Source organism: Dactylosporangium sp. CA-092794 (assembly GCF_050948465.1).
In the GTDB taxonomy this organism is placed as follows: Bacteria; Actinomycetota; Actinomycetes; order Mycobacteriales; family Micromonosporaceae; genus Dactylosporangium.
In genome coordinates this window covers 3,248,715-3,268,185 of record NZ_CP192044.1, presented here as the reverse complement: position 1 = coordinate 3,268,185, position 19,471 = coordinate 3,248,715, and the positions used below count along the sequence as shown (strand labels likewise).

The following is a 19,471-nucleotide window of genomic DNA, read 5'->3' as shown; positions in this document are numbered from 1 at the left end:
CTCAATGGGACGGGCCGGCGGACTCGCCGTCGGCCCGCATCGACTCGACGATCTTCACGGCGACGTGCGCGCTCAGCCGATCGTCGGGGTCCGCGAGATCCAGCGAGGTCAGCGACTCGATGCGCTGGATCCGGTAGGACACGGTGTTGGCATGCACACGCAGCACGCGCGCGGTCTGTTTCGGGCTGCTGTTCTGGTCCAGATAGATCGACAGGGTGCGGATCAGGTCGGGCTTGTGCAGCGCGTCGTAAGCGAGCAGCTCGCCGAGCACGTCCTCGGCGTAGGCGCGCATGTGGCCCAGATCGCCCACCCTGAGCAGGAGCCGGAAGATGCCGAGGTCCTCGTATCGGGTCGTCCGGCCCGGCCGGCCCAGCCGGGTCCCCAGGTCCGCGGCGTGCTGCGCCTGACGCAGCGCGTGCGGTGCGTGCTCCGGCCGCCCGGAGCCCTCGCTCACCCCGACGGTGATCCGGACCCGGCCGGCGTGCTCGGCCCGCAGCGCCGCGAACGGATCGTCGGGGTCGCGCCGCCCGGCGACGGGCCGCGCGGCCGCGCCGGGCGGATCGGCGGCGGGCTCCGGCAGCAGCAGGACCAGCTCCGTGCCGCGCAGGACGGACGGGAAGGCGACGCCGTCCATGAGCCGGCCGAGCACCTCCTGCGTGACGGCGGGGTCGGCGGGTCCGGTTCCGCCGGACGCGGGTGTCAGGCGCGCGACGGCGATCCGGAACCGCCCGTGGCCGGCCTCGCCGAGGGCGCGCGCCTTGCCGCGGGCGTCGTCGCGGTCCTCGAAGTCGCCGCCGACCAGCGCGTTGAGGATCGCCGCCCGATACCGCCGGCCCAGGTGGCGCTCGGTGCGGTCCTGCGACAGCGCGAGGCCGAACATCCGCGCCAGGTAGCTCGCGGCGACCAGGTCGAGATCCTCGCCGGCCGGGCCGGAGTCGTCGACGACGAGCAGGTAGCCCAGCAGCCCGCCGGCCACGATGATCGGGGTGACGAGCCAGTCGCCCGGCCGCGCGGCGGCCGGCCGGGTGATGCGCACCGGCCGGCGCTCCTCGGCGACGGTGCGCAGCAGCGCCGGAGCGCGGCCGGCGGCGGCCCTCCAGCCGGCGAGGCCGCCGGGCGGGGTGCTGTCGGCGAGGGCGACGGCCTGGAAGCCGGGATCCAGCAGTACCACCGCCATCGCCGACGCCGCAGCGACGGCCTGTGCGAGCTCGTCCGGCCCGGCGTCCCGGGCGACCGCCGCGGCCACCCCGTCGCACGTGGCGATCGCCTGCCGCAGGGACGCCGCGAGGGGGACGCCGCGGGCTCTCGATGTGTGCACGGGAGCCGCCTTTCCGGTGCTGTTACGGTTCGTCGAGACCGGCGGTCAGCAGCAACGGCCCGGAGGCGGCCCGCAGGCGTTGTTCGCGCAGCTCGGTGTACTCGGGCGAGTGGTACCACGCCTTCGCCCGCTCGACGCTGGGGAAGCGGATGATGACCACGCGCCGGGCGGTGAGGTCGCCCTCCCAGGACTCCGCCGGGCCCGCCCCGGGCGAGGTATGCGCCTCCAGCCCCGACCGGCGCAGCAGCACGTCGTGGTAGTTGAGGTCGGCGGCGCGCAGGCGCACGAGCACCTCGCCGGCGCGGGGCACCGGATCAGGCACCCCCTCGACACGCAGCACCTCAGGACCGCCGTGTCGGCGTAGGACGGCCGCTCGCATGTCCACCCCTTCCCTCGGTTCGGGTCTCGCGCGCCGAGGTCTATCGGCGCTAAACTCTTTTACGTTAAAATGTATAGCGCTATGAGACTGCTGTCCATGGGGAGCGCGATGCCCGAACGGAAGCCAGACCGAGTCGACCCGATCCTGGAGTACCTGCGGGAGCGCGAGCCGGGCCGCGACCTGCTGGCCAAGGCCGTGGCGATGCGGCTGCGGCGGGCGTCGCACTACGTGGACACGCGCATCCGCCGGCATCTCACGCCGACCGGCATGGACCTGTGGGAGCTCGAGCTGCTGGCCACGCTGCTGCGCGAGGGCGGCAGCGCGCCGGTCGCGCTGCTGCAGGACGCGGCGCAGCTCACCGCCGGCGCGATCACCAACCGCATCACCCGGCTGGAGCGCGACAGCCACGTCACCCGCGCCATCGACCCCGCCGACCGCCGCCAGATCATCGTGACCCTCACCGAGGACGGCCGCCGGCACACCGCCGAGGTCATCGACGCCAACGACCACGCCCAGCGGAGCATCCTCGACCGCATCGACCCCGAGATCCTCCGCCGGCTCGCCGACGACCTGCGCACCTTCCTGATCGCCGTCGAGGGCCCGCGCCGGGCCGCGCCCCGCGACCCGCGCTGACCGGCGGGGCCGGGCGGCCCGGAGACCGTCGCGCCGGGCTGCGGGCGGAATGATAGCGTCCGTATTGAACTATTCAGCGTAGAAGTATCCCGGGAGCCGGGCATGGCCAGGAGCGCCGGTACGTGACCGCCGAGACACCCGACCGGATCGACCCCACCCTCGCGTTCGTGCGCCGCTCCGACCCGGATCGCGACCTGACCGCGAAGGCCGTGGCCATGCGCCTGCGCCGGGCGGCGCACTATGTCGACACCCAGATCCGGCGGGAGCTGGCCCAGTCCAAAATCGAGATCTGGGAGCTGGAGCTGCTCTCCACGCTGCTGCGCCGGGGCGGCACGCTGCCGGTGGGGCACCTGCAGGACGCGGCGCAGCTCACCGCCGGCGCGATCACCAACCGCATCACCCGGCTGGAGCGCGACAGCCACGTCACCCGCGCCATCGACCCCGCCGACCGCCGCCAGATCATCGTGACCCTCACCGACGAGGGCCGCAAGCACGCCGCCGAGGTCATCGACGCCAACGACCACGCCCAGCGGACCACCCCTCGACCGCATCGGCCCCGGCATCCTCAACCGCCTCGCCGGACGACCTGCGCACCCTCCTGATCGCCGTCGAGGGCCCGGATCCCCGGGGCTGAGCGGCCCGGCCGGACCGCGGTCACCGCCGGCACCTACCGCGCGAAGACGATGGTGCGGTTGCCGTGCCGGATGACCCGGTCGGTGCTGTGCCACTCCACGGCCCGGCTGAGCACCGCGCGCTCGACGTCGGCGCCGCGGCGGCGCAGATCCTCGACCGTGTCGGCGTGGTTCACCCGGACCACGTCCTGCTCGATGATCGGCCCCTCGTCGAGGTGCTCGGTGACGTAGTGCGCGGTCGCCCCGATCAGCTTGACACCGCGCTCCTTCGCCCGGGCGTAGGGGCCGGCGCCGACGAAGGCCGGCAGAAACGAGTGGTGGATGTTGATGATCGGCACGCCCACCTCGGCGATGAAGGCGCCGGAGAGGATCTGCATGTAGCGGGCCAGCACCACGAAGTCGACGTTGTCCTTGAGCAGCCGCAGGTGCTCGGCCTCGGCCGCGGACTTGTCGGGGCCCGACGAGGGCACGTGGAAGAACGGGATGCCGAAGCTGCGCACGTCGTCGGCGGTGTCGGGGTGGTTGGAGACGACCATGGCGATGCTGATCGGCAACTCGCCGCGCCGGTGCCGCCAGAGCAGGTCGAGCAGGCAGTGGTCGGACTTCGACGCGAAGATCGCCACCCGCTGCGGCACGGACAGGTCACGCAGGCGGAAGTCAAGGTCGAGGCCCGGCTGGGCGCGCAGGTCGCGCTCGATGGCCGGCAGCACGGCCTTGAGGTCGTCGGCCCGGAAGACGGTGCGCTGGAAGAAGGCGCCGCCGTGCGGGTTGTCGGAGTACTGGTCGAGGGCGACGATGTTCGCTCCGTGCTGAGCCAGGACGGTGCCGATGGCGCCGACGATGCCCGTGCGGTCGCTGCCGTGGACGATGAGCGAGGCGCGGTCGTGCGGCCGGTGGACCGCCGTCGGCGAGGCGAGCCGGGCCAGCGTCATCTCGGCGGTCATGTCAGCGGTCATGTCAGTCTTCCCCCACGGAAGTCGGCGATCCACTGCGACGTGGCCCGCAGGCCGCCGAAGGTGTAGAAGTGCACCTTCACCACGCCGTGCCGGTCGGGGTGGTAGTCGGTGGCCAGGGCCCGCAGGAAACGGTCCGGCCCCGCCGTGCCCATGAGGTTGGTCAGCGACAGCCCGTACTTGCGGGCGATCGACGCGCTCGTGCCCACGCCGAACCGCCCGGCGAACCGCAGCAGCCGGTGCACTCCGGCCGGTCCCGGCACCCCGATCCGCACCGGCGCGTCGATGCCGAGCCCGCGCACGTCCTCGATCCAGTCGAGGACCGGGTCGACGTCGAAGCCGAACTGCGTGATGACCTCGCCGGCCAGCCCCGTCCTGCGCAGCGCGGCGGACTTGCCGGTAAGCGCCGACCAGAGCGCCGCCGGGGGAATGTCCGGGTGGCCCTCCGGGTAGCCGGCGATGCTGACCCGGCGCACGCCGTGCGCCTGCAGCAGCCCGGACTCGATGACGGAGAGCGCGTCGGAATACGGCCCGTGCGGCGTGGCCGGGTCACCCCCGACGACGAAGACGTACTCCACAGTGCCGTCGGCGGCCAACGTGGCGAGGTGCTCGCTCAGCGCCGCCGGGGAGGCGAGCCGGCGCGCCGAGATGTGCGGCACCGGCACGAACCCGGCCGCTTTCACGGCGCGGGCCGCGGACCGGCGCAAGGTCAGGTCCTCGCCGCCGAGGAACGTCACGTTGATCCGGGTGCCGGGCGGGACGATGTCCCGGATCGCGCCGACCTCGCCGGTGTCCCGGCCGGTCATCTCCAGCGAGAAGCCGTCCAGCAGCTCATCGACCGCGCAGGTACGGTTCATGCGGCGTCCCCGCGCCTGGTCACAGCCGCACGCCCGTGCGGTATTGCGCGCGGGCGTAGGTGTCGTAGGGAGCGGGCGCGACGGTGGCCGTCAGCCGCGGGAACTCGCCGAGGACGCCGGCCGCCGCGCCGGGCCCCGGGTGCTCGCCCCAGGCGACCTCGACGCGCGAACCGGGCGTGGCGTGGGCGCTGTCGAGCACGGCCAGCCCGACGTAGACACCCATCGGGTTGAAGAACGTGGTCACCGCGGTCGTGCCGATCAGCTCGCCATCGCGCTCGACCCGGTTGATGGCCAGCGTGTAGACGCCGCCGTCCTCGGGCGCCAGCTGTCCGGCGTCGAAGACCAGGGTGACTTTGGTACGCCGCTGCTGCCGGCCGGCGGCAAGCAGCGCGTCCCGGCCGATGAACTCGTGGTCGAACGACACGAACCGGCCGTATCCCAGGTCGTACGGCGTGACGTAGTAGTCCTCGACGTCGGGCGAGTAGTAGGTGCCGTGCAGCGGGATCTGGCCCTCGAACGACAACAGCGGCAAGGTGCGCCGGTAGTCGGCCAGGGCCGGGTCGCTGTAGATGCCCGGCAGGGGGCACGGGATCCAGCCGCTGGTCGGGCTGCTCGTCGGATAGGTGATGGCACCGATCCGCTCGAGCCCCAACGGCTCGCCGGCCGCCAGCAGCGCGTCCCAGACGCGGTCGTGGTCGGCGTAGTCGCCGATGAACTCGCAGCCGGGCTGCCCGGCCATGCCGTGGCGCAGCGCCCGGAACCTCCGCCCGCCCAACTCGACCGGCACCGAGTGGAAGAACTTCAGGGGCGGCAGCGGGCCGCCGAAGGCCCGCTCGATTAGGTCGGCCGCCCTGGGCCCCTGGATCTGGAAGCGGAAGAGCCGGGGCACCTCGCCGGGGCGGAACTCCATCGACGGGTCGCAGGTCCACTCGACGTCGTAGTCGCCCCGGTCGGCGTGGTACTGCAGCCAGCTGTGGGCCGGTGGCACGCCGCTGAGCACGAAGCGGTCCTCGGCCTCGCGCAGCAGGATGCCGTCGACGACGATGTGCCCGCTCTCGGTCACCGGCAGGAACTGCTTGGCCTGCCCGTACGCGAAGTCGCGGTAGTTGTTGGCGCTCAGGTCCGACAGCAGCGGCAGGGCGCCCGGGCCGCTGAGAAACGTGTCCCACATGTGGTACGACAGGTCGGCGATGGCCACCGACTCCAGCCAGGCGCCCTGCTCGGCGCGCCAGCCGGTGTACTCCGGCTCGAGGATGGGCGGCGTCCAGGCCGGCGGGTTCGGCTTCCACAACAACCCGACCGGCGAGCCGGCCCGGTCGATGCCCGCCTGCAGAGAGTCTTCGTGGCTGACCATGTCCCGAAGGTAACAGGCAACTGATAAGTTTTAAAGCACCTGAAACACTTTAAGCTGACTGCGTGGAGGAGCGAGCTGAGATGCCCGGCCTGTGGTGGGACGGGCTGCCGTACGTCCTGTGGCGAGCGCAGCAGGCCGTGCACCGGCGGCTGCAGGACATGCTGGAGGACCTCGGCGTCACCATGACCCAGCTCGGCCTCGTGGTCCACCTGCACGATCTCGGCGTGATGTCGGCGTCGGATCTGGCCCGCCTCTTCCGGCTCACGCCGCAGAGCGTGAACACCGCGCTCATCCAGCTGGACCGCCTCGGCTGGGTCCGCCGGGTGCCGCACCCGGTGCACCGGCGCGTCATCCTCTACGAGCTCACCGAGACCGGCCTGGCGGGCGTCGCCGCGGGGCGCGTGCGCATGGCCGAGATCGACGGCTCCCTCACCGCCTCGCTCCCCGAACAGGGACGGGACACGCTGATCGGCCTGCTCCGCACGCTGACCATCGCGCTTGAGGGCGACGACTCCGCCTACCGCAGTACCTGGCCGATCCCCCGGCCGGCTACCGCGCCGCCGGAAGCCTGACCACCCAGGTCACTCGGCCGTCCAGAGCTCGGGGAGGGCCAGATCGACGCCGTCGGCCGCGGCCAGCCGCCGGAAGGTCGCCACGGCCCAGGTAGATCCGCCGTGGATGCAGGCCCCGGTGCAGCAAGCCTTCCTCGTGCACCTCTTGCAGCCCGGTGAACGCGTCACGAACCACGTTGAGGCCGACCTCGCGCGGCAGGTGCCCGTCGACGCGCGGCGGCTCGCCGTGGATCACCGACGCCACCAGGCTGTTGCTCGGCCGAGGCGGCACCAACGGCACCACGGTCCACTGCCGTGCCTCATGCACGAAGCTCGCCTGCACCCGCCACCCGCGGTCCAAGTCGTCGAGGCGCTGCAACGCGACCCGCTCCCGCTCGACGATCGCGCGTGCATCGACGTCGGGCCCCCATCCGTACATCGGATAGCATCTGGTCGCGGTGCGTTCCTCACCCGGCCCCTGGAACTCGCCCATGACCTCCAGATGCGCCATCGACATCCCTCAGCTCGAGATCCACCGCGGAAAACCCAACCCGATGCTACGGCAGTTCAGCCCATCCGATCCGGTGGTTTCGTCCGGCCGGTACGGTTATGCGGGGCGCACATTCGGACAGTGCCGTCGGCGTATTCCTTTTTCCTCCTAATAGGGCAGCCGCACTTCGATGGGTTTTGGCTGGTAGCCGACTCGGGTGGGCCCCCGGTGATCATGGTGGCAGCCGCCTCGCGATGATCGAGTTGTGACGCAAGAAAACCGTGAGGCAGCTGCGGCTGCCATGGTAGAGGGTGCCTGGGCGGTGGCGAACCTGGCCGTGTTGCATCGGCGGTTGAGGTCGTGTTTCCGGCGGGTGGAACCGTTCGAGCAAGCGGGGAAGTATGTGACCGCGCTGGTCAGTGACCTGCCGCGGAAGAACGGCTGGACGATCGCCGAACACGCCGGTGATGCGTGCCCGGACCCGACGCGGCGGTTGCTCAACCACGCGGTGTGGGACCACGACGCGGCGATGGCGGTCATCCGCGGGTTCGTGGTCGAGGCATTGGGTGCTCAGCCCCTGATCGCGGCGGCGCTGGACGAGTCCGGACAGGAGAAGGACGGTGCGGCCACCGCCGGGGTGCAGCGGCAGTACATGGGCTGCGCCGGGCGGATCGCGAAATGGGGTGAACACGGTCTACTGCTCCTACGCCACCCCGGGCGGACATGCCCTGGTCGGCGCCCGGATCTACGTTCCCACCGACCAGCTCGCAGACCCGGATCGCCGGGCCGTGCTAGGCATCGGGGAAGCGACGGTATTCCGGTCCAAACCGCGACTGGCCGTGGACCTCATGCAGGACATGGTCACCGACGCCACGATGCCCGCCTGGTGCGCCGGCGACGAGGTCTACGGCCGGTCCAGCGAACTGCGGACCTTCTGCGAGAACGACGGGATCGGGTACGTGCTTCGGGTGGGCCGTGCGTTCCGCACCGACCTGGCCGCGGGTATCCGGATGCGCGCCGACGCGGTGGTGAACACGGTGCTGTCCACGGGGGACGGCTGGCAGATCCGTGCGGTATCCGGGTCCAAGGGCGAGCGACGCTACGCCTGGGCGTGGGTCGCCACCGCCAGCCCGCACCATGTCCTGTTGCTGCGCAGACATCTGCAGACCGGGGAGGTCGCCTACCACTACTGCCACGTCCCGCCAGGCCGACCGGTCCCGCTGATGACCCTGGTGCGGGTGGCATGTCTGCGCTGGCCGGTCGAAGAGGACTTCGAGTTCGGCAAGGACCATACGGCGAGGAGGGCTTGGGCGCGTGGGTCACCGAACCGCAGCGCAGCGGCGTGTTGTCCGCCGGTATCGGTGGGCGCGGTGACGGCGGTGAATGCGGCGGCTCCGGCGGCGGGGTCGTGGCTGATATGTTCGACGTGCAGGAGACGTCGGTTGGCGGTGAAGCCGACCTTCCGCAGTGCGGTGAGGTTCGTCAGCCCTTTGCGGAGATTGAAGTCGCCGGGGTCGTTGATGGTGGTTTCGGTACGCAGCGCGCGGCCTTCCTTGTGGTACTGCTTGATTGTGGAGTGTTTGTAGTCCACGTGCAGGCTGGGCGTCACGCCAGAGGTGATGATGCGGGTGCGGAATCGCCCCGGCGTTGGCCGGGGTCCGCGTTTGAAGATGCGTCGGGCGAAGACCAGGCTGACTTGGTCGGGCCGGCCAAGGTCGAGGTTGTCGCGGATGACCTGTTCGAAGAAGATCCGCCCGGTGGTCGGGGTGTCGAGCATCTGGGTCAGGGAGAACTCGGCCTGCAGGATGGAGATCTCGTAGCGGTAGCCGGTGGCGTAGTCGGCGCGGGTGAACGGATGTGGCAGCCGACGCAGCCACTTGCGGAGCAGGGCGTCGATCTGGTCTGGTCCGAGCCGGTCGCAGATGGCTTGCAGCTTGGCCGGGTCGTCGACGGCGGCGAACCCGTTGTCCAGCGCGGTGAAGGTGATACCCCGCTTGGTGGCCTGGCGTTTGGCCCACTCGTGGCCGTTGATGCACAGCTTGGCGTTGGAGGGGAAGTAGCTACAGAAACTTGATGAAGAACGGCCCGAAGTCGGTGTCGAAGCAGTAGAAGTAGAAGTGGTTGACCAAAGCGGAGGCCTTGACCAGCCAGGCATAGGAGGCCCTGGTGGTGCGGTCGTAGCGACGTTCCGTGCGCACCACACTGGCCTTCTCCTGCGCGCGGCCGACGTAGAGAACCCCCTCCGCGCCGTCGTGCTCGGCCAGGTACTGCTGGGCGACGGTGTCCTTGCGCTGGTCCTTGGCGAACTGCACCAGGTCCAGTCCGTGCCGGTCGATGAAATCGTGGATGCTGGCCACGAACGCTTTGGTCATCGGGGCCATCAACGCCGAGGACGCGAACTGGTGACCCCGGTGGAAGTGCAAGAACCCGGCTGCCCCGCGTGGGTACTGCAGCAGCGGCTGGTAGACATTGCAGTACATCCTGTCGATCGACTCGATCTCGAAGGTGACATGCCGGTCCAGGACATCGGCCACGCTGCGCGGTAGTTTCATGACAGGCTGTCGGCGCTCACGTAATTCGGTTCTGGCGATGATCTTGTGGTCCCGAGCGTCAGGCGCTGAGCAGGATCCGGCGGCGTAGCAGATCGAAGCCAGCCCTGCCATACATTGATCGTTTTATGGTTTTGATTCTGTTCACGGCGCCCTCGACCGGGCCGGAGCTCCAGGTCATGGTCAGGCCGGCGATGGCAGCGTCGAGGTCGCGGCGTAGGCCGGTGGCCAGGGAGTGCAGGGCGGGCAGGTTGTCGGCCTGTACCCGCCGGATCCAGTCGGGCAGGCGGTCGCCGCGGTGTTTGTTCATGAGGTCGGCGAAGTCACGGACGTGGCCGGCGACGGCCTGCAGCTCGGGGCAGCTGGCGAGGACGTCGGTGAGTTGGGCGTGGTGATCGGGGGCCAGGTGCTGCGGGTCAGTCATGATCCAACGGGTGATGTGACGCGGTTTCGGGACCGTCGGCCGGGCCGGCCGGGTCGGTCTCGGCGTGTCGGGAGCGGCTGCCCGTAAGGGGTGGAGCCACCGGCGGATCGTCTGGACGCTGCCGGTGAACCCGAGGGCGGTCAGCTCGGTATGCAGGACGGCGGCGTTGGTGACGCCAGCGGTGAATCGAGCGGTCAGGTGCTGGGTGTAGCCGTCGAGCTGACTGGCCCGGTTGACGGCCTTGACGAGGAGTTCGTCGAGACTGCCGGCGCGGGCGAAGCGGCGCACGGTGCCGCGTTCCAGCTCGAGCCGTCGGCCGATCTCGGCCAGCGAGGCGCCGTCTGCGAGGAGTTGCTGCACCGCGGTGTAGCGCTCGCGGGTGCGTACGACCAGCGACCGTTCGCGGCCGCACACGTCGAGCAACCCGTCCGGCTCGGCTGCGGCTGGTCCTGGGTCTGCGGCTGGTTCGGCGTCGCAGGAGGGCTGCGTCCCGGCATCGGGAAGCGGGTTGGGTTCCAGCCCGGCTTCAGCGGTCATCGCGGCCCGTACGCAGGTGTGATGCGCGGTGACGGTCTTGTGTCACCGCTCACGAAATTACGTGAGCGCCGACGGTCTTGTCTACAGCTTCGCCCACGTTGTGCCAAATGTGCCATCTGTCTGCGACTTGGATTGCATCTGGTGCACCCGCACGCGCCCCTTCGGAGTAGGCGCCAGCCCGGTCCCGGCAGATGATCTCCGCCCCTGGGTGCTCCCGCAGCCAGGCGGCGAGGGGGTCAGCGTCACGGCCGGGCAGCACGTCGACCGGTCGGTGGGTGTCCATGTCCAGCAGCACGGTGCTGTAGACGTGACCGCGTCGCAGGGCGAAATCGTCGACGCCGAGCGCCGTGACCGTGCCCGGCTGCGGCAGCGGTGCCGCGCGGAGCAGGCTGAGCAGGGTGTCCCGGCTGACGGGCATGCCGAGCTTGCGGGCCAGCCGAGCGCCCGGCCGACCGGCCAGGGCGACCGCGATGGCGGTCAACGCCGCCCGCACTGGCGGGCTGTATCGGGAGTGCGGGCTGGTCAGGCCGGGAATCTGTTCGGCGAATGTGGCCCGAGCGCACTCGATCTCCCGGCAGACCAGCCGGCGTACCAGCAGCTGGATCACGACCGGCCGCCCTGCGAGGGCGGTGTCGGCCAGCCGCCGGTGGTAGCGGCCGTGCACCCGAGCCGATGCGGTGCCGCAGTCCGGACACGCCGCCTGGTCCCGCCTGGATCTGGCCTCGATCACGATCTGACTGCCGGCCTCGTGGACCCGGTCGATGGTGATCTCTGCCAGGTGCGGCAACAATTGCTCAAGATCGCACCGCGGCCAGCTACCACAGTCCACACTGGACATCGACCGACACGCCGACACCGACCACCACAAGATCATCGCCAGAACCGAATTACGTGAGCGCCGACAGCGCGCTATCAGAGTGCTGCTCAACCCGACTGCTCCATAGGCGGCGCACGGCATACGAAAGGCTCCGACACCCGTGAGATCGCTACGCGGCCAGCAGCAGGCGCACAAGTGCAAAGATCGGACATCGACAAGATCGCGTGAACGCTCGTCGGCATGTCCGCGAGCCTGCCGACCAGCTCTCGATGACGTTCCGTAGCGAGCTGATCGCGGCATGTCCGGAAACCGAGATCGCCGGGACCGGCGGTGCGTTACCAGCGGCCGTTCAGGCTCCGTCGCGGAGGAAGAGATCGGCGAGTCTGGGCAGGCGGCGGCGGATCTCGGTGTCGTCGTCGAAATCAAATTCCCAGAGCGGGTCGAGGTCCGGATAGGCGCCGGTCGTGGCATTGTCGGGTAGTGGGTTACCGGTGACCGTCTCGTAGGCGCGCCATACGACGTTGATCATGTCTTCGCCCCAGAGGTCTTCGCCGGTGGTCGCGACCTCAATCACCGCGGGATGGCCGGCGAGGCTGTCCGGTGATGCGAGTGCCCGCTCGTATGTGGTACGCCCTTGGGCGATCAGCCAGCCGCGGAAGGCGTCGAAGCCGTCGTCGGAGGCACCGCGGTTGATGAGGTATGCGGCGACCCACAGATCGACCTGGCACGAGTTGACGAACAGGTCCCGCAGCGGCTGGGCGAACCCGAGGATGTCGGCCGGCCAGCGTGGCGTGAGCAAGGCCCCCATCCGTGCGGCGACGTCGTTCGCCCCTGCATGCTCGGGCAGCCCGGCTCGCGCCTCGTCGATCAACCGCCAGGCGGCATCGGTGTGCACGCCGAACATTGTGATCGTGAAGCGCCACTGCAGGCAAGATCATCTCACTGTTTGCGAGTCCCGGGACGCGTCAAACATCGTCGAGGCACCTACGGGTACTCGGTGCGCCGATCGCGGCATGAGCGCGCAGCTGATTGAGCTGGGCACGGACCGGATTCCGCGGATGTGGCAGGGCGGCTACCTTGTCGGGCGTGGCGGTCGACGTTCGTGAGGTCTTGGAGCAGGGGCGCGTCGGACCATGGGCTCGTGTCATCGGCATCCCGCGGGTCGCCCATCTCGTACCACCGGTCGAGCAGCGCCTCCACATACGCCCTGATCGCCGGCGTGGGTGGCGAGTCGCCTCCTGCGACGTACCAGTCGTACAGTGCGGAGAACACCTCCGCCGCGTCCGACTCGTCCGGGCGGTCGCCTTCCCAAACGGCGAGGTCGTACGTCATGGGCAGTGAGTATGCTCCGACCGATGACCATGACCAGTGGTCACCTCGGCGACAGGTTGCGCTACCGACTATGCACCGGGCGGGCCGCCCGCTGCAAGAAGCGCGCAAGGCGGCTGAGCGTGCAAGCTTGCTCACGTGCGACCTCGCGGGCTGTGCAGGTGTGCCTCGATTTCGGCATCGGCGGAGCGACGACATCGCTGGGGCGCCGCGACCCGTCGAGAAACATGGTGAGGCGCGGATGGCGCCCATCCCAATTTGCGCGCAACGACGAGATGCTGTTGTGCGCGCAGTCGGGCACCAAAGCCGATGCGTCCGAATCACCCGCATGGTCCACGAATTCGCCCCGGACGGCCGGTGCGACAGATGGACAGGTAGGCATGCCGACGATGTGCAGATGTGACTGGTCAGGTGCCCGTCGGCGAGTCGGTTTGACTTGGGTCGATTGATGTCTGGATCATGGTTGGGTGCCTGGGACGCCGTCGATCGTGGAGCTGCTGGAGCGGTTTGCCCGGTTGGAGACTCGGGTCGGTAAGCTTGAGCGGGACAACGTTGCGCTGCGGCGGCAGAACTCGGTGTTGCGGGCGGAGAACGCTGATCTGAAGGCCCGCCTGGGGCAGGATTCTTCGAATTCGTCGAAGCCGGTGTGTCACGAACGTGAAGGCGGTGTGCGGAGGTAACGCGCTGCTGCTGGAGCGGTGCTGCGTAGGAGATGGAGGTAGGTCCTCCGGGGTCGCCTTGTAGGAGGAGGCTTCAAACCACCGCAAGCTGCGTCGGTGAATGAGCCGGGGTGGTGAGCGTTGCGGAAACGGCGTGCCGTGAGCGCGTCAGGTGTGGGTCACGAAGGCGAGCGAGAGCGAACCGCTGGTGACGCGTCGTAAGAGAACTCGATGACATCAGAACCGGGGTGGGCTTATCCCGGGAGGAGTCTGGGAGGTGCCTGCTGACTGCCCAGGCGGTGTCCGGCGTGGAGGTGGCGCGAGCGTGATCCGGGCTCTTGCGTGGAACGTGAGAACCTGTCGTCCAGGCGGTCCGGCCGATGATCGGTCGGGAGAGGGAGAGGTCCAAGCGGCGGAAACCGCGAGGGCCGGAGTACCGATGCCGGACACGGGGGCGGACCGTCTCGTAGTAGCGGTGATGCAAGCGTCGTAGCTCGGAAAAGCTTCTCAATAATCGCCGGCGCTGCCACGCCAACGGCGAATGCCATCAGCGCGTCGTTGGCGCGCCCGGATGCCCCTAAAGCCGATGCTAAGCCGGCGCCAGGAAGCGTTCTGCACACGATTGCCACAATCGTCGGCGCGAGATCGGGTTGATTGTGCCGCTTCCAAGGGAATCCCCGGCACCTCGCGATCAGTGCTCCCATGCTGAGGGCCTCGATGGCCGTACCTCCGCACAGTCCCCACCACATCGCCGTCCAACCCGTCACAAGCGCGAGAGTACTGAGGCCGAAGTGTCGAGGTGAGTCGATGTCGGTCCGGCGTGTCGGCGTGACCCGGGCCTGGCGGGGATCTATACCAGGAGTGTGAGGTACGCCGATGGTGGCGGGCTGAACGCGAAGGGCCGGGCCCGCCGTGAGCTGGTGCGGATGCAGGCCGCGGACCTGTTCGAGGAGCAGGTACCGGCCGGGCGGGTCGCCGCGGTGCTGCGGGTGTCGGCCAAGTCGGCCTATCAGTGGCAGCAGACCTGGCGCCGTGACGGACGGGACGGGTTGCGGTCCCGGGGTCCCAGCGGTGGCCGGTGCCGGCTGGATGCGGTACGGCTGGCCCGGTTGCGGGCTGAGTTGAAGCGGGGTCCGGCTGCGCACGGCTGGGTCGAGGATCAGCGGTGGACGCTGCCGCGGATCGCGGTGCTGATCGGCCGGCTGTTCCATGTGCGCTACACCGAGCGGGGCGTGTCGTATCTGCTGCACCGGATGGGTTGGTCGCCGCAGGTGCCGGTGCATCGGGCGGTGGAGCGGGACGAGGCGGCGGCCGTGGCGTGGCGGGAGGAGACGTGGCCGCGCCTCAGATGACGGCCCGCGCGCTCGGGGCGTGGGTGTGTTTCGAGGACGAGGCCGGGCAGTCGTTGCGGCCGCCGAAGGCCCGTACCTGGTCGCGGCGCGGGGACACGCCGGCGGTGCCGGTGTCGGGGAAGGGGTCGGGCCGGGTGTCGATGGCCGGGCTGATCGCTACCCGGCCGGGGCTGCGGACGCGGCTGTTCTTCCGCATTCACGTGTATCGCGGCCGGAAGCGTGAGCCGAAGGGCCTGGGCGAGGCCGACTACATGCGGCTGCTGACCGCGGTCCACGCCCAGTTGCGGGCACCGTTGATCGTCGTGTGGGACAACATCAATCACCATGTCAGCGCGGTGATGCGGGCGTTCGTGCAGGCCCACGACTGGCTGACCGTGGTCCAGCTGCCCGCGTACACGCCGGAACTGAACCCGGCCGAGGGCGTGTGGTCGCATCTCAAACGCGGGCTGGGCAACCTCGCCGCCTGCAGTACCGGCCAACTCGCCGCACTCGTGCGGACCCGGCTCAAGCGCATGCAGTACCGGGCCGGCCTCCTCGACGCCTTCATCGCCGAAACGGGCCTCGCCTTGGAACCCCAACCACCGTGATCACCCCGACAGTTCAGCGTCGGTAGCGAGCTGGTTCCTCGCTGCACAGCGCTTAGCATCAATGTGGCGGCTCGGTTGACCGCAGGCCCCTAGACAGGGTCATTGCGTAGTCGGGTAGTTCCTGGTCACGGCGTCGATGAGGTCGTGTGGTCGGCGGTTGGCGCGTCTGGTGGCTCGGGCGATGTTGGGTTCGCCGTTGCTGCGGTGGAATCCGATCGCGGTGTTGCGGAGGACGGCTGCGACCGCGGGTCCGTTGCCGGTGCGGGCTTGGTGGGCGTTTTCGCGGAAGGTTTCGTCGCGTATCCAGTGCAGCCGATTTTCGATGTGCCACTCGGAGCAGGCCCAGTCCTGCGGGTCAGCCGGTGGTGCCTGGTCTGCGGGCAGGGACACGACCAGGTATGCCATCTCGTGGGTGCGCTGGTCGCCGACGATGCGGGTGCGAGTGATCCGTACCGCCTGCTCAGCGTGCGGGAACGCGATACCACCCGGGGTGCACACGGTCAGGGCCTTGACGGTGCGGGTCTCCCGGCGTCCGTGCCCACGGTCACGGCGGTGGTCCCCGACCGGGACCTGCGCCCACGGAAGCTGTTTGAGCTGGGCGAACAACGTGGGCTGGTTGGCCTTGACCGCAACGTACAGGTTCCCGCCGAGTCTGGCGACCTCGCGGGCGTGGGCGACCTGCGCGTGCAGTGCGTCGGCGACGAACACCACATTGTTCAGGCTGCCGAGCCGGGCCACGACCTGTTCGAGTAGCGGGGTGAACGCCGGGATTTCGTTGGACTTCGCCGGGATCTGGACCTGGGCCAGGACCACGCCGTCGGTGGTGTCGTAGGCCGGCAGTTGGTGGACCTGCCGGCCGTCGGGTAGCCGGGCGCCGCGCTGGACCTTGCCGTCGATGGCGATGATCCGCCAGTGGGGTCGCACGGTCGGTTGGGGTACGGGCAGGTGGGACCGCAGCCAGTCGGTCAGCACGGCCTGCAGCGTGGCGGCGTCGACGCGGATCAGCAGCCGCCACAGTGTGCTCAGCACGGGGACCCGGCCGGTGAACCCGAGCCGGCGGCCGGCGGCCGGGTCGAGGTCGTCGGCCCAGTCCATGATCGCCGCGAACGTGACCGCGCCGGCCAGGACCGCGCACACGGCCACCGCGAGCAGGCTTGCCAGGGAGTAACGGATCCCACGCCGGTCGCGCGGATCAGGCACCCGGGCCAGGGCCGCAAGCAGGCCGCGGGGCTGCTCGACGCGAGCCGCCATCGTGAGGCTGGCAGCGGTGGGTACGTGCTGGCGGATCACGTCGATCAGCGATGATGGCATCAGCGGGTGCGGTCCTTCGTCGGTGTCATGTTGTCTCAGCAACTCCATGATCACCGATGGGTCGCACCCGTCTCGTATCAGCCCGGCCCCCGGCCCGGACACCGACATCCACCCAGGTCAAACACCTGTCAATCGACTACGCAAAGACCCTGCCACGCCGCCGTCGCAAGTATCAACCAGGCCAGCGGTGCGACACTGTCGCTGTGGTGTACGACAACAACCTCGCCGACCGTATCCGGGAAATCTTGCAGGGCGAACCGGGCGTGACCGAGAGGCGGATGTTCGGCGGACTGGCGTTTCTGATCAACGGCAACATGGCGCTGAGCGCCAGCGGGCAGGGCGGCCTGCTCCTGCGGGTCGATCCGGCTGACACGCCCGCCCTGGTGCGACGGCCCGAGGCCACCCGGTTCGAGATGCGCGGGCGGGAGATGGACGGCTGGCTGCGGATCGATCCGTCCGGGTTGACTACGAAACGCCGGCTCACCACGTGGGTTACCCGAGGGGTCGGCTACGCCCGGTCCCTGCCGGCGAAATGACGAGCGTCGAGCCGGACCAACCCAGCTCCCTGGCGACCATGGTTCTGCCATAGGGTCCCTACCTTCCTGTCACAGGCCGGGCGTCAGCAACTCGAGCGCTGCCGGAGGGACTCAACCCGTGGCCCTCTGATCCGTAAGGCGCAGCGACGGTGCGGCGGCCACGAATGCCTGTATCAGTCGGGCGATGGCGGGCCAGTCAGCGGCGTAGCAGACGAAATGACCGTCGGCGCAGCCTTTCCACCAGCTCGGACCGAGCGATCGAGGTGGCCAGGACCGGGAGCGCGCGAACGGCATACCGCCGTCCCGGCGGGTGGCGACGATCATTGCCGGCTGCCGCACCGCGGCAGTGACGTCCGGCATGGGCCGCAGGTCGTGCAGGAACCCAGAACCGGACCGCATCGCCCCGAACAGCGCCAGCAGCCGCCGCCGGTCCCCGGCCACCGGTCCGGTCGGCACCTCCGCCGTAGACTCCCTTACCCGGCCGGCTTATGCTCGAAGCGGCCTTGGCGAACGTGCCTGAGCACGGCCACGCCCGCGCTGGCGGTGTCGAGCCCTGTGCGGGGCTGGTCTGAAGTCCAGCCACCTGTTCTTGGCCGCGCCCTTGAGATCGCCGGGCTGGCCGGCGGTCCGGGCTTCGATCAGTCTCTGGCGGGACCTCGCGCTACGACGGCCGTCCACGGCGGGCGGCCCGGTCGGCGCGGCGTGGGGTACGGTCGCCGCCGTGGCCGGACACGCCGCCCAGCCGCAGCGCGAGCGCGGGGCACATGTCCACGGCGCGGTGGGCCTGCGCTTCCAGCCAGGACGGCACCGTCGCGTCCGGGATGGAGGGGAAGCCGTTCTCGTCGAGCCGGACCAGTTCGGGCAGGATGTGGGCGCACAGGCCGTGGCCTTCGCAGCTGCTCCAATCCACCGACAGCCGCCCGGCGCCGCCGTCGTCCGGTCCGTCCGGGATGGGCAGCACGCCGCGCACCGGACGGCCGCAGCCGTTGTGGTACAGGTGCGCGGACACGTCATCGGTGAAGGTGTCCAATGCGGACAGTACGAACCGGGAGCTGCCGTCAGGGTGGCTGCAGGCCCCCCGGCCGCGGATTGCCCCGGACAGGCCACGGACCGCTTCGGGGGAGGCGCTGCCGTCGAGGATGCCGGACAGCAGCCGGGCCATTTCGGGCAGGCCGAGCCGGCATGGCCCGCACTGACCCGCCGACTCGGTGGCCAGGTAGTGCATCACCCGGGCTACCTCCCCCAGTGGGCAGGTGCCGTCGGGCAACGGCAGGATGATCCCGGCGCCGAGCGAGCCCCCGACGTCGCCGAAGCCCTGCCGGGAGATCTCGGCCCGACCGGCGGCCTCCGCGGTGATCCATGTTCCGTGGTATCCGCCGGTCAGTACGCCCTGCCCGGTAGGGGCGCCGCACACCCGCAGGATCTCTTTCAACGGCATCCCCACCGGCGTCTCGATCACCCCTGGGCGGAGGGCCGAGCCGGTCACGGTCGCCAGGACGGTGCCGGGCTCTTCGGCGGTGCCCACCGCGGCGTACTCCCGCGGCCCGGTGGCCGCGGCCACCGCGAGCTGGGCGTAGGTCTCCACATTGGACACCAGGGTCGGTAGCCCGTCCACCCCGGTGTCGCTGGCCCGTACCTTGCGGCCGGGCGGGATGTGCGCCTCGCCGTTGATGCCGCGCACCAGTGCACCGGCCTCGCCCGAGATGAAGCGGTGCGGCACCGTCACGACCCTGGCCCGTCCGGCCGTGTCGCGCCGTTCCGCCAGGGCGTCCAGAAGCGACTCCTCGGCGACCCCGTCGTCGGCGATCGCGATCACCATCTCCCGGGCCTGCAGCGCCCACGCCGCCAGCAGTGCCCCGTCCAGAACCAGATGGGGTACCTGGTTGAGCAGCATCTTGTCCTTCCAGGCGGCCGGCTCCCCCTCGGTACCGTTGACGACCACCACGGTGGACAGCCCGCGCCGGCGGGCCGAGCCGGACACCGCTTTGAGCTTGCGGGCGAATGGGAAGCCGGCGCCCCCTCGCCCGCACAGCCGGACCCGCTCCGCCAGATCGACCAGATCCGGAAATGGGATCGGCTCCGGCTCGCCGTACACCTTCGTCTGTGCCCACAGATCCAGCCGTCCGTACTCCCGCACGCCGGCCAGCAGCCGCGCCGGGCCGAGGGAGGCCAGCCCCATCACTTGTTCGCTGTCCACGGCGAT

At 70.0% G+C, this 19,471-nt stretch carries 21 protein-coding genes and 2 pseudogenes; 9 read left to right on the top strand and 14 right to left on the bottom strand.

The window, feature by feature from the left end; genetic code table 11:
• Nucleotide 1: 1 nt before the first annotated feature.
• Both ACQPXD_RS14190 and ACQPXD_RS14185 read right to left on the bottom strand, forming a co-directional pair.
• Nucleotides 2–1,318: a PucR family transcriptional regulator gene (locus tag ACQPXD_RS14190; RefSeq protein ID WP_432838479.1), complete on the bottom strand. Its 1,317-nt coding sequence runs from the start codon at nt 1,316–1,318 to the stop codon at nt 2–4.
• 22 nt (nt 1,319–1,340) lie between these two features.
• Nucleotides 1,341–1,658, bottom strand: a complete 318-nt coding sequence (locus ACQPXD_RS14185; protein WP_432838477.1) for a DUF1330 domain-containing protein — start codon at nt 1,656–1,658, stop codon at nt 1,341–1,343.
• Nucleotides 1,659–1,778: 120 nt separating this feature from the next.
• Between ACQPXD_RS14185 and ACQPXD_RS14180 the strand changes: the two genes are divergently transcribed.
• Complete coding sequence (locus tag ACQPXD_RS14180) at nt 1,779–2,330, top strand: MarR family winged helix-turn-helix transcriptional regulator (RefSeq protein ID WP_432838475.1); 552 nt, start codon at nt 1,779–1,781, stop codon at nt 2,328–2,330.
• A 122-nt stretch (nt 2,331–2,452) separates the two neighbouring features.
• Nucleotides 2,453–2,932 carry a MarR family winged helix-turn-helix transcriptional regulator gene (locus ACQPXD_RS14175; RefSeq protein WP_432838473.1) on the top strand — a complete coding sequence of 160 codons (480 nt, stop codon included), beginning with the start codon at nt 2,453–2,455 and terminating at the stop codon, nt 2,930–2,932.
• Between the two features lie 65 nt (nt 2,933–2,997).
• Here ACQPXD_RS14175 and purU read toward each other — a convergent pair whose 3' ends face one another.
• From purU to ACQPXD_RS14160, 3 genes are read right to left on the bottom strand one after another with little or no spacing between them, the layout of a single operon-like run.
• Complete coding sequence (purU, locus tag ACQPXD_RS14170; RefSeq protein ID WP_432838471.1) at nt 2,998–3,918, bottom strand: formyltetrahydrofolate deformylase; 921 nt, start codon at nt 3,916–3,918, stop codon at nt 2,998–3,000.
• Nucleotides 3,915–4,772, bottom strand: coding sequence for a methylenetetrahydrofolate reductase (locus ACQPXD_RS14165; RefSeq protein ID WP_432838469.1), 858 nt, complete (start codon nt 4,770–4,772; stop codon nt 3,915–3,917). The genes purU and ACQPXD_RS14165 overlap by 4 nt, the downstream gene beginning before the upstream one ends.
• A 19-nt stretch (nt 4,773–4,791) precedes the next feature.
• Nucleotides 4,792–6,126 carry an aminomethyl transferase family protein gene (locus ACQPXD_RS14160; RefSeq protein ID WP_432838467.1) on the bottom strand — a complete coding sequence of 445 codons (1,335 nt, stop codon included), beginning with the start codon at nt 6,124–6,126 and terminating at the stop codon, nt 4,792–4,794.
• 62 nt (nt 6,127–6,188) lie between these two features.
• Between ACQPXD_RS14160 and ACQPXD_RS14155 the strand changes: the two genes are divergently transcribed.
• Nucleotides 6,189–6,698, top strand: coding sequence for a MarR family winged helix-turn-helix transcriptional regulator (locus ACQPXD_RS14155; protein ID WP_432838465.1), 510 nt, complete (start codon nt 6,189–6,191; stop codon nt 6,696–6,698).
• Here the strand turns inward: ACQPXD_RS14155 and ACQPXD_RS14150 are convergent.
• A complete protein-coding gene (locus tag ACQPXD_RS14150; protein WP_432838463.1) occupies nt 6,676–7,188 on the bottom strand; it encodes a hypothetical protein in 513 nt (170 codons plus the stop codon). The two genes, ACQPXD_RS14155 and ACQPXD_RS14150, sit on opposite strands and share 23 nt — an antisense overlap.
• 280 nt (nt 7,189–7,468) lie before the next feature.
• Between ACQPXD_RS14150 and ACQPXD_RS14145 the strand changes: the two are divergent.
• Nucleotides 7,469–7,786, top strand: a pseudogene (locus ACQPXD_RS14145) (IS701 family transposase); the annotation flags it as partial.
• A 1-nt stretch (nt 7,787) separates the two neighbouring features.
• Nucleotides 7,788–8,084 (top strand): annotated as a pseudogene (locus tag ACQPXD_RS14140) (transposase); the annotation flags it as partial.
• A 269-nt stretch (nt 8,085–8,353) separates the two neighbouring features.
• Here ACQPXD_RS14140 and ACQPXD_RS14135 read toward each other — a convergent pair.
• The 5 genes from ACQPXD_RS14135 to ACQPXD_RS14115 form a co-directional block, all read right to left on the bottom strand.
• Nucleotides 8,354–9,322 (bottom strand): hypothetical protein, encoded by a 969-nt coding sequence (locus ACQPXD_RS14135; protein WP_432844396.1) that lies wholly within the window; start codon nt 9,320–9,322, stop codon nt 8,354–8,356.
• On the bottom strand, nt 9,228–9,701 hold the full coding sequence (locus ACQPXD_RS14130) for a hypothetical protein (RefSeq protein ID WP_432838461.1): 474 nt from the start codon (nt 9,699–9,701) through the stop codon (nt 9,228–9,230). Before ACQPXD_RS14130 ends, ACQPXD_RS14135 begins: the two co-directional genes overlap by 95 nt.
• Nucleotides 9,702–9,777: 76 nt before the next feature.
• On the bottom strand, nt 9,778–10,140 hold the full coding sequence (locus ACQPXD_RS14125; protein WP_432843834.1) for an ISL3 family transposase: 363 nt from the start codon (nt 10,138–10,140) through the stop codon (nt 9,778–9,780).
• A 586-nt stretch (nt 10,141–10,726) separates the two neighbouring features.
• Nucleotides 10,727–11,467: an ISL3 family transposase gene (locus ACQPXD_RS14120; protein WP_432838459.1), complete on the bottom strand. Its 741-nt coding sequence runs from the start codon at nt 11,465–11,467 to the stop codon at nt 10,727–10,729.
• 376 nt (nt 11,468–11,843) lie between these two features.
• Complete coding sequence (locus ACQPXD_RS14115; RefSeq protein ID WP_432838457.1) at nt 11,844–12,389, bottom strand: DUF4240 domain-containing protein; 546 nt, start codon at nt 12,387–12,389, stop codon at nt 11,844–11,846.
• Between the two features lie 922 nt (nt 12,390–13,311).
• Between ACQPXD_RS14115 and ACQPXD_RS14110 the strand changes: the two genes are divergently transcribed.
• The 3 genes from ACQPXD_RS14110 to ACQPXD_RS14100 all read left to right on the top strand — a co-directional run bounded on the left by ACQPXD_RS14110 (nt 13,312) and on the right by ACQPXD_RS14100 (nt 15,421).
• A complete protein-coding gene (locus ACQPXD_RS14110) occupies nt 13,312–13,503 on the top strand; it encodes a hypothetical protein (RefSeq protein ID WP_432838455.1) in 192 nt (63 codons plus the stop codon).
• Between the two features lie 842 nt (nt 13,504–14,345).
• Complete coding sequence (locus ACQPXD_RS14105) at nt 14,346–14,834, top strand: winged helix-turn-helix domain-containing protein (protein ID WP_432825688.1); 489 nt, start codon at nt 14,346–14,348, stop codon at nt 14,832–14,834.
• Nucleotides 14,816–15,421 carry a transposase gene (locus tag ACQPXD_RS14100; protein WP_432825686.1) on the top strand — a complete coding sequence of 202 codons (606 nt, stop codon included), beginning with the start codon at nt 14,816–14,818 and terminating at the stop codon, nt 15,419–15,421. The genes ACQPXD_RS14105 and ACQPXD_RS14100 overlap by 19 nt, the downstream gene beginning before the upstream one ends.
• Before the next feature lie 99 nt (nt 15,422–15,520).
• On the opposite strand, the gene ACQPXD_RS14095 is transcribed toward ACQPXD_RS14100, so the two are convergent.
• The gene (locus ACQPXD_RS14095; RefSeq protein ID WP_432838453.1) at nt 15,521–16,732 is read right to left on the bottom strand and encodes an ISAs1 family transposase; all 1,212 of its coding nucleotides are present in this window, start codon (nt 16,730–16,732) and stop codon (nt 15,521–15,523) included.
• A 203-nt stretch (nt 16,733–16,935) separates the two neighbouring features.
• Between ACQPXD_RS14095 and ACQPXD_RS14090 the strand changes: the two genes are divergently transcribed.
• Nucleotides 16,936–17,268: a TfoX/Sxy family protein gene (locus tag ACQPXD_RS14090; protein WP_432838451.1), complete on the top strand. Its 333-nt coding sequence runs from the start codon at nt 16,936–16,938 to the stop codon at nt 17,266–17,268.
• A 111-nt stretch (nt 17,269–17,379) separates the two neighbouring features.
• On the opposite strand, the gene ACQPXD_RS14085 is transcribed toward ACQPXD_RS14090, so the two are convergent.
• Nucleotides 17,380–17,724 (bottom strand): hypothetical protein, encoded by a 345-nt coding sequence (locus ACQPXD_RS14085; RefSeq protein WP_432838449.1) that lies wholly within the window; start codon nt 17,722–17,724, stop codon nt 17,380–17,382.
• Nucleotides 17,725–17,929: 205 nt separating this feature from the next.
• On the bottom strand, nt 17,930–19,465 hold the full coding sequence (locus ACQPXD_RS14080) for an NADH-ubiquinone oxidoreductase-F iron-sulfur binding region domain-containing protein (protein ID WP_432838447.1): 1,536 nt from the start codon (nt 19,463–19,465) through the stop codon (nt 17,930–17,932).
• Nucleotides 19,466–19,471 lie beyond the last annotated feature (6 nt).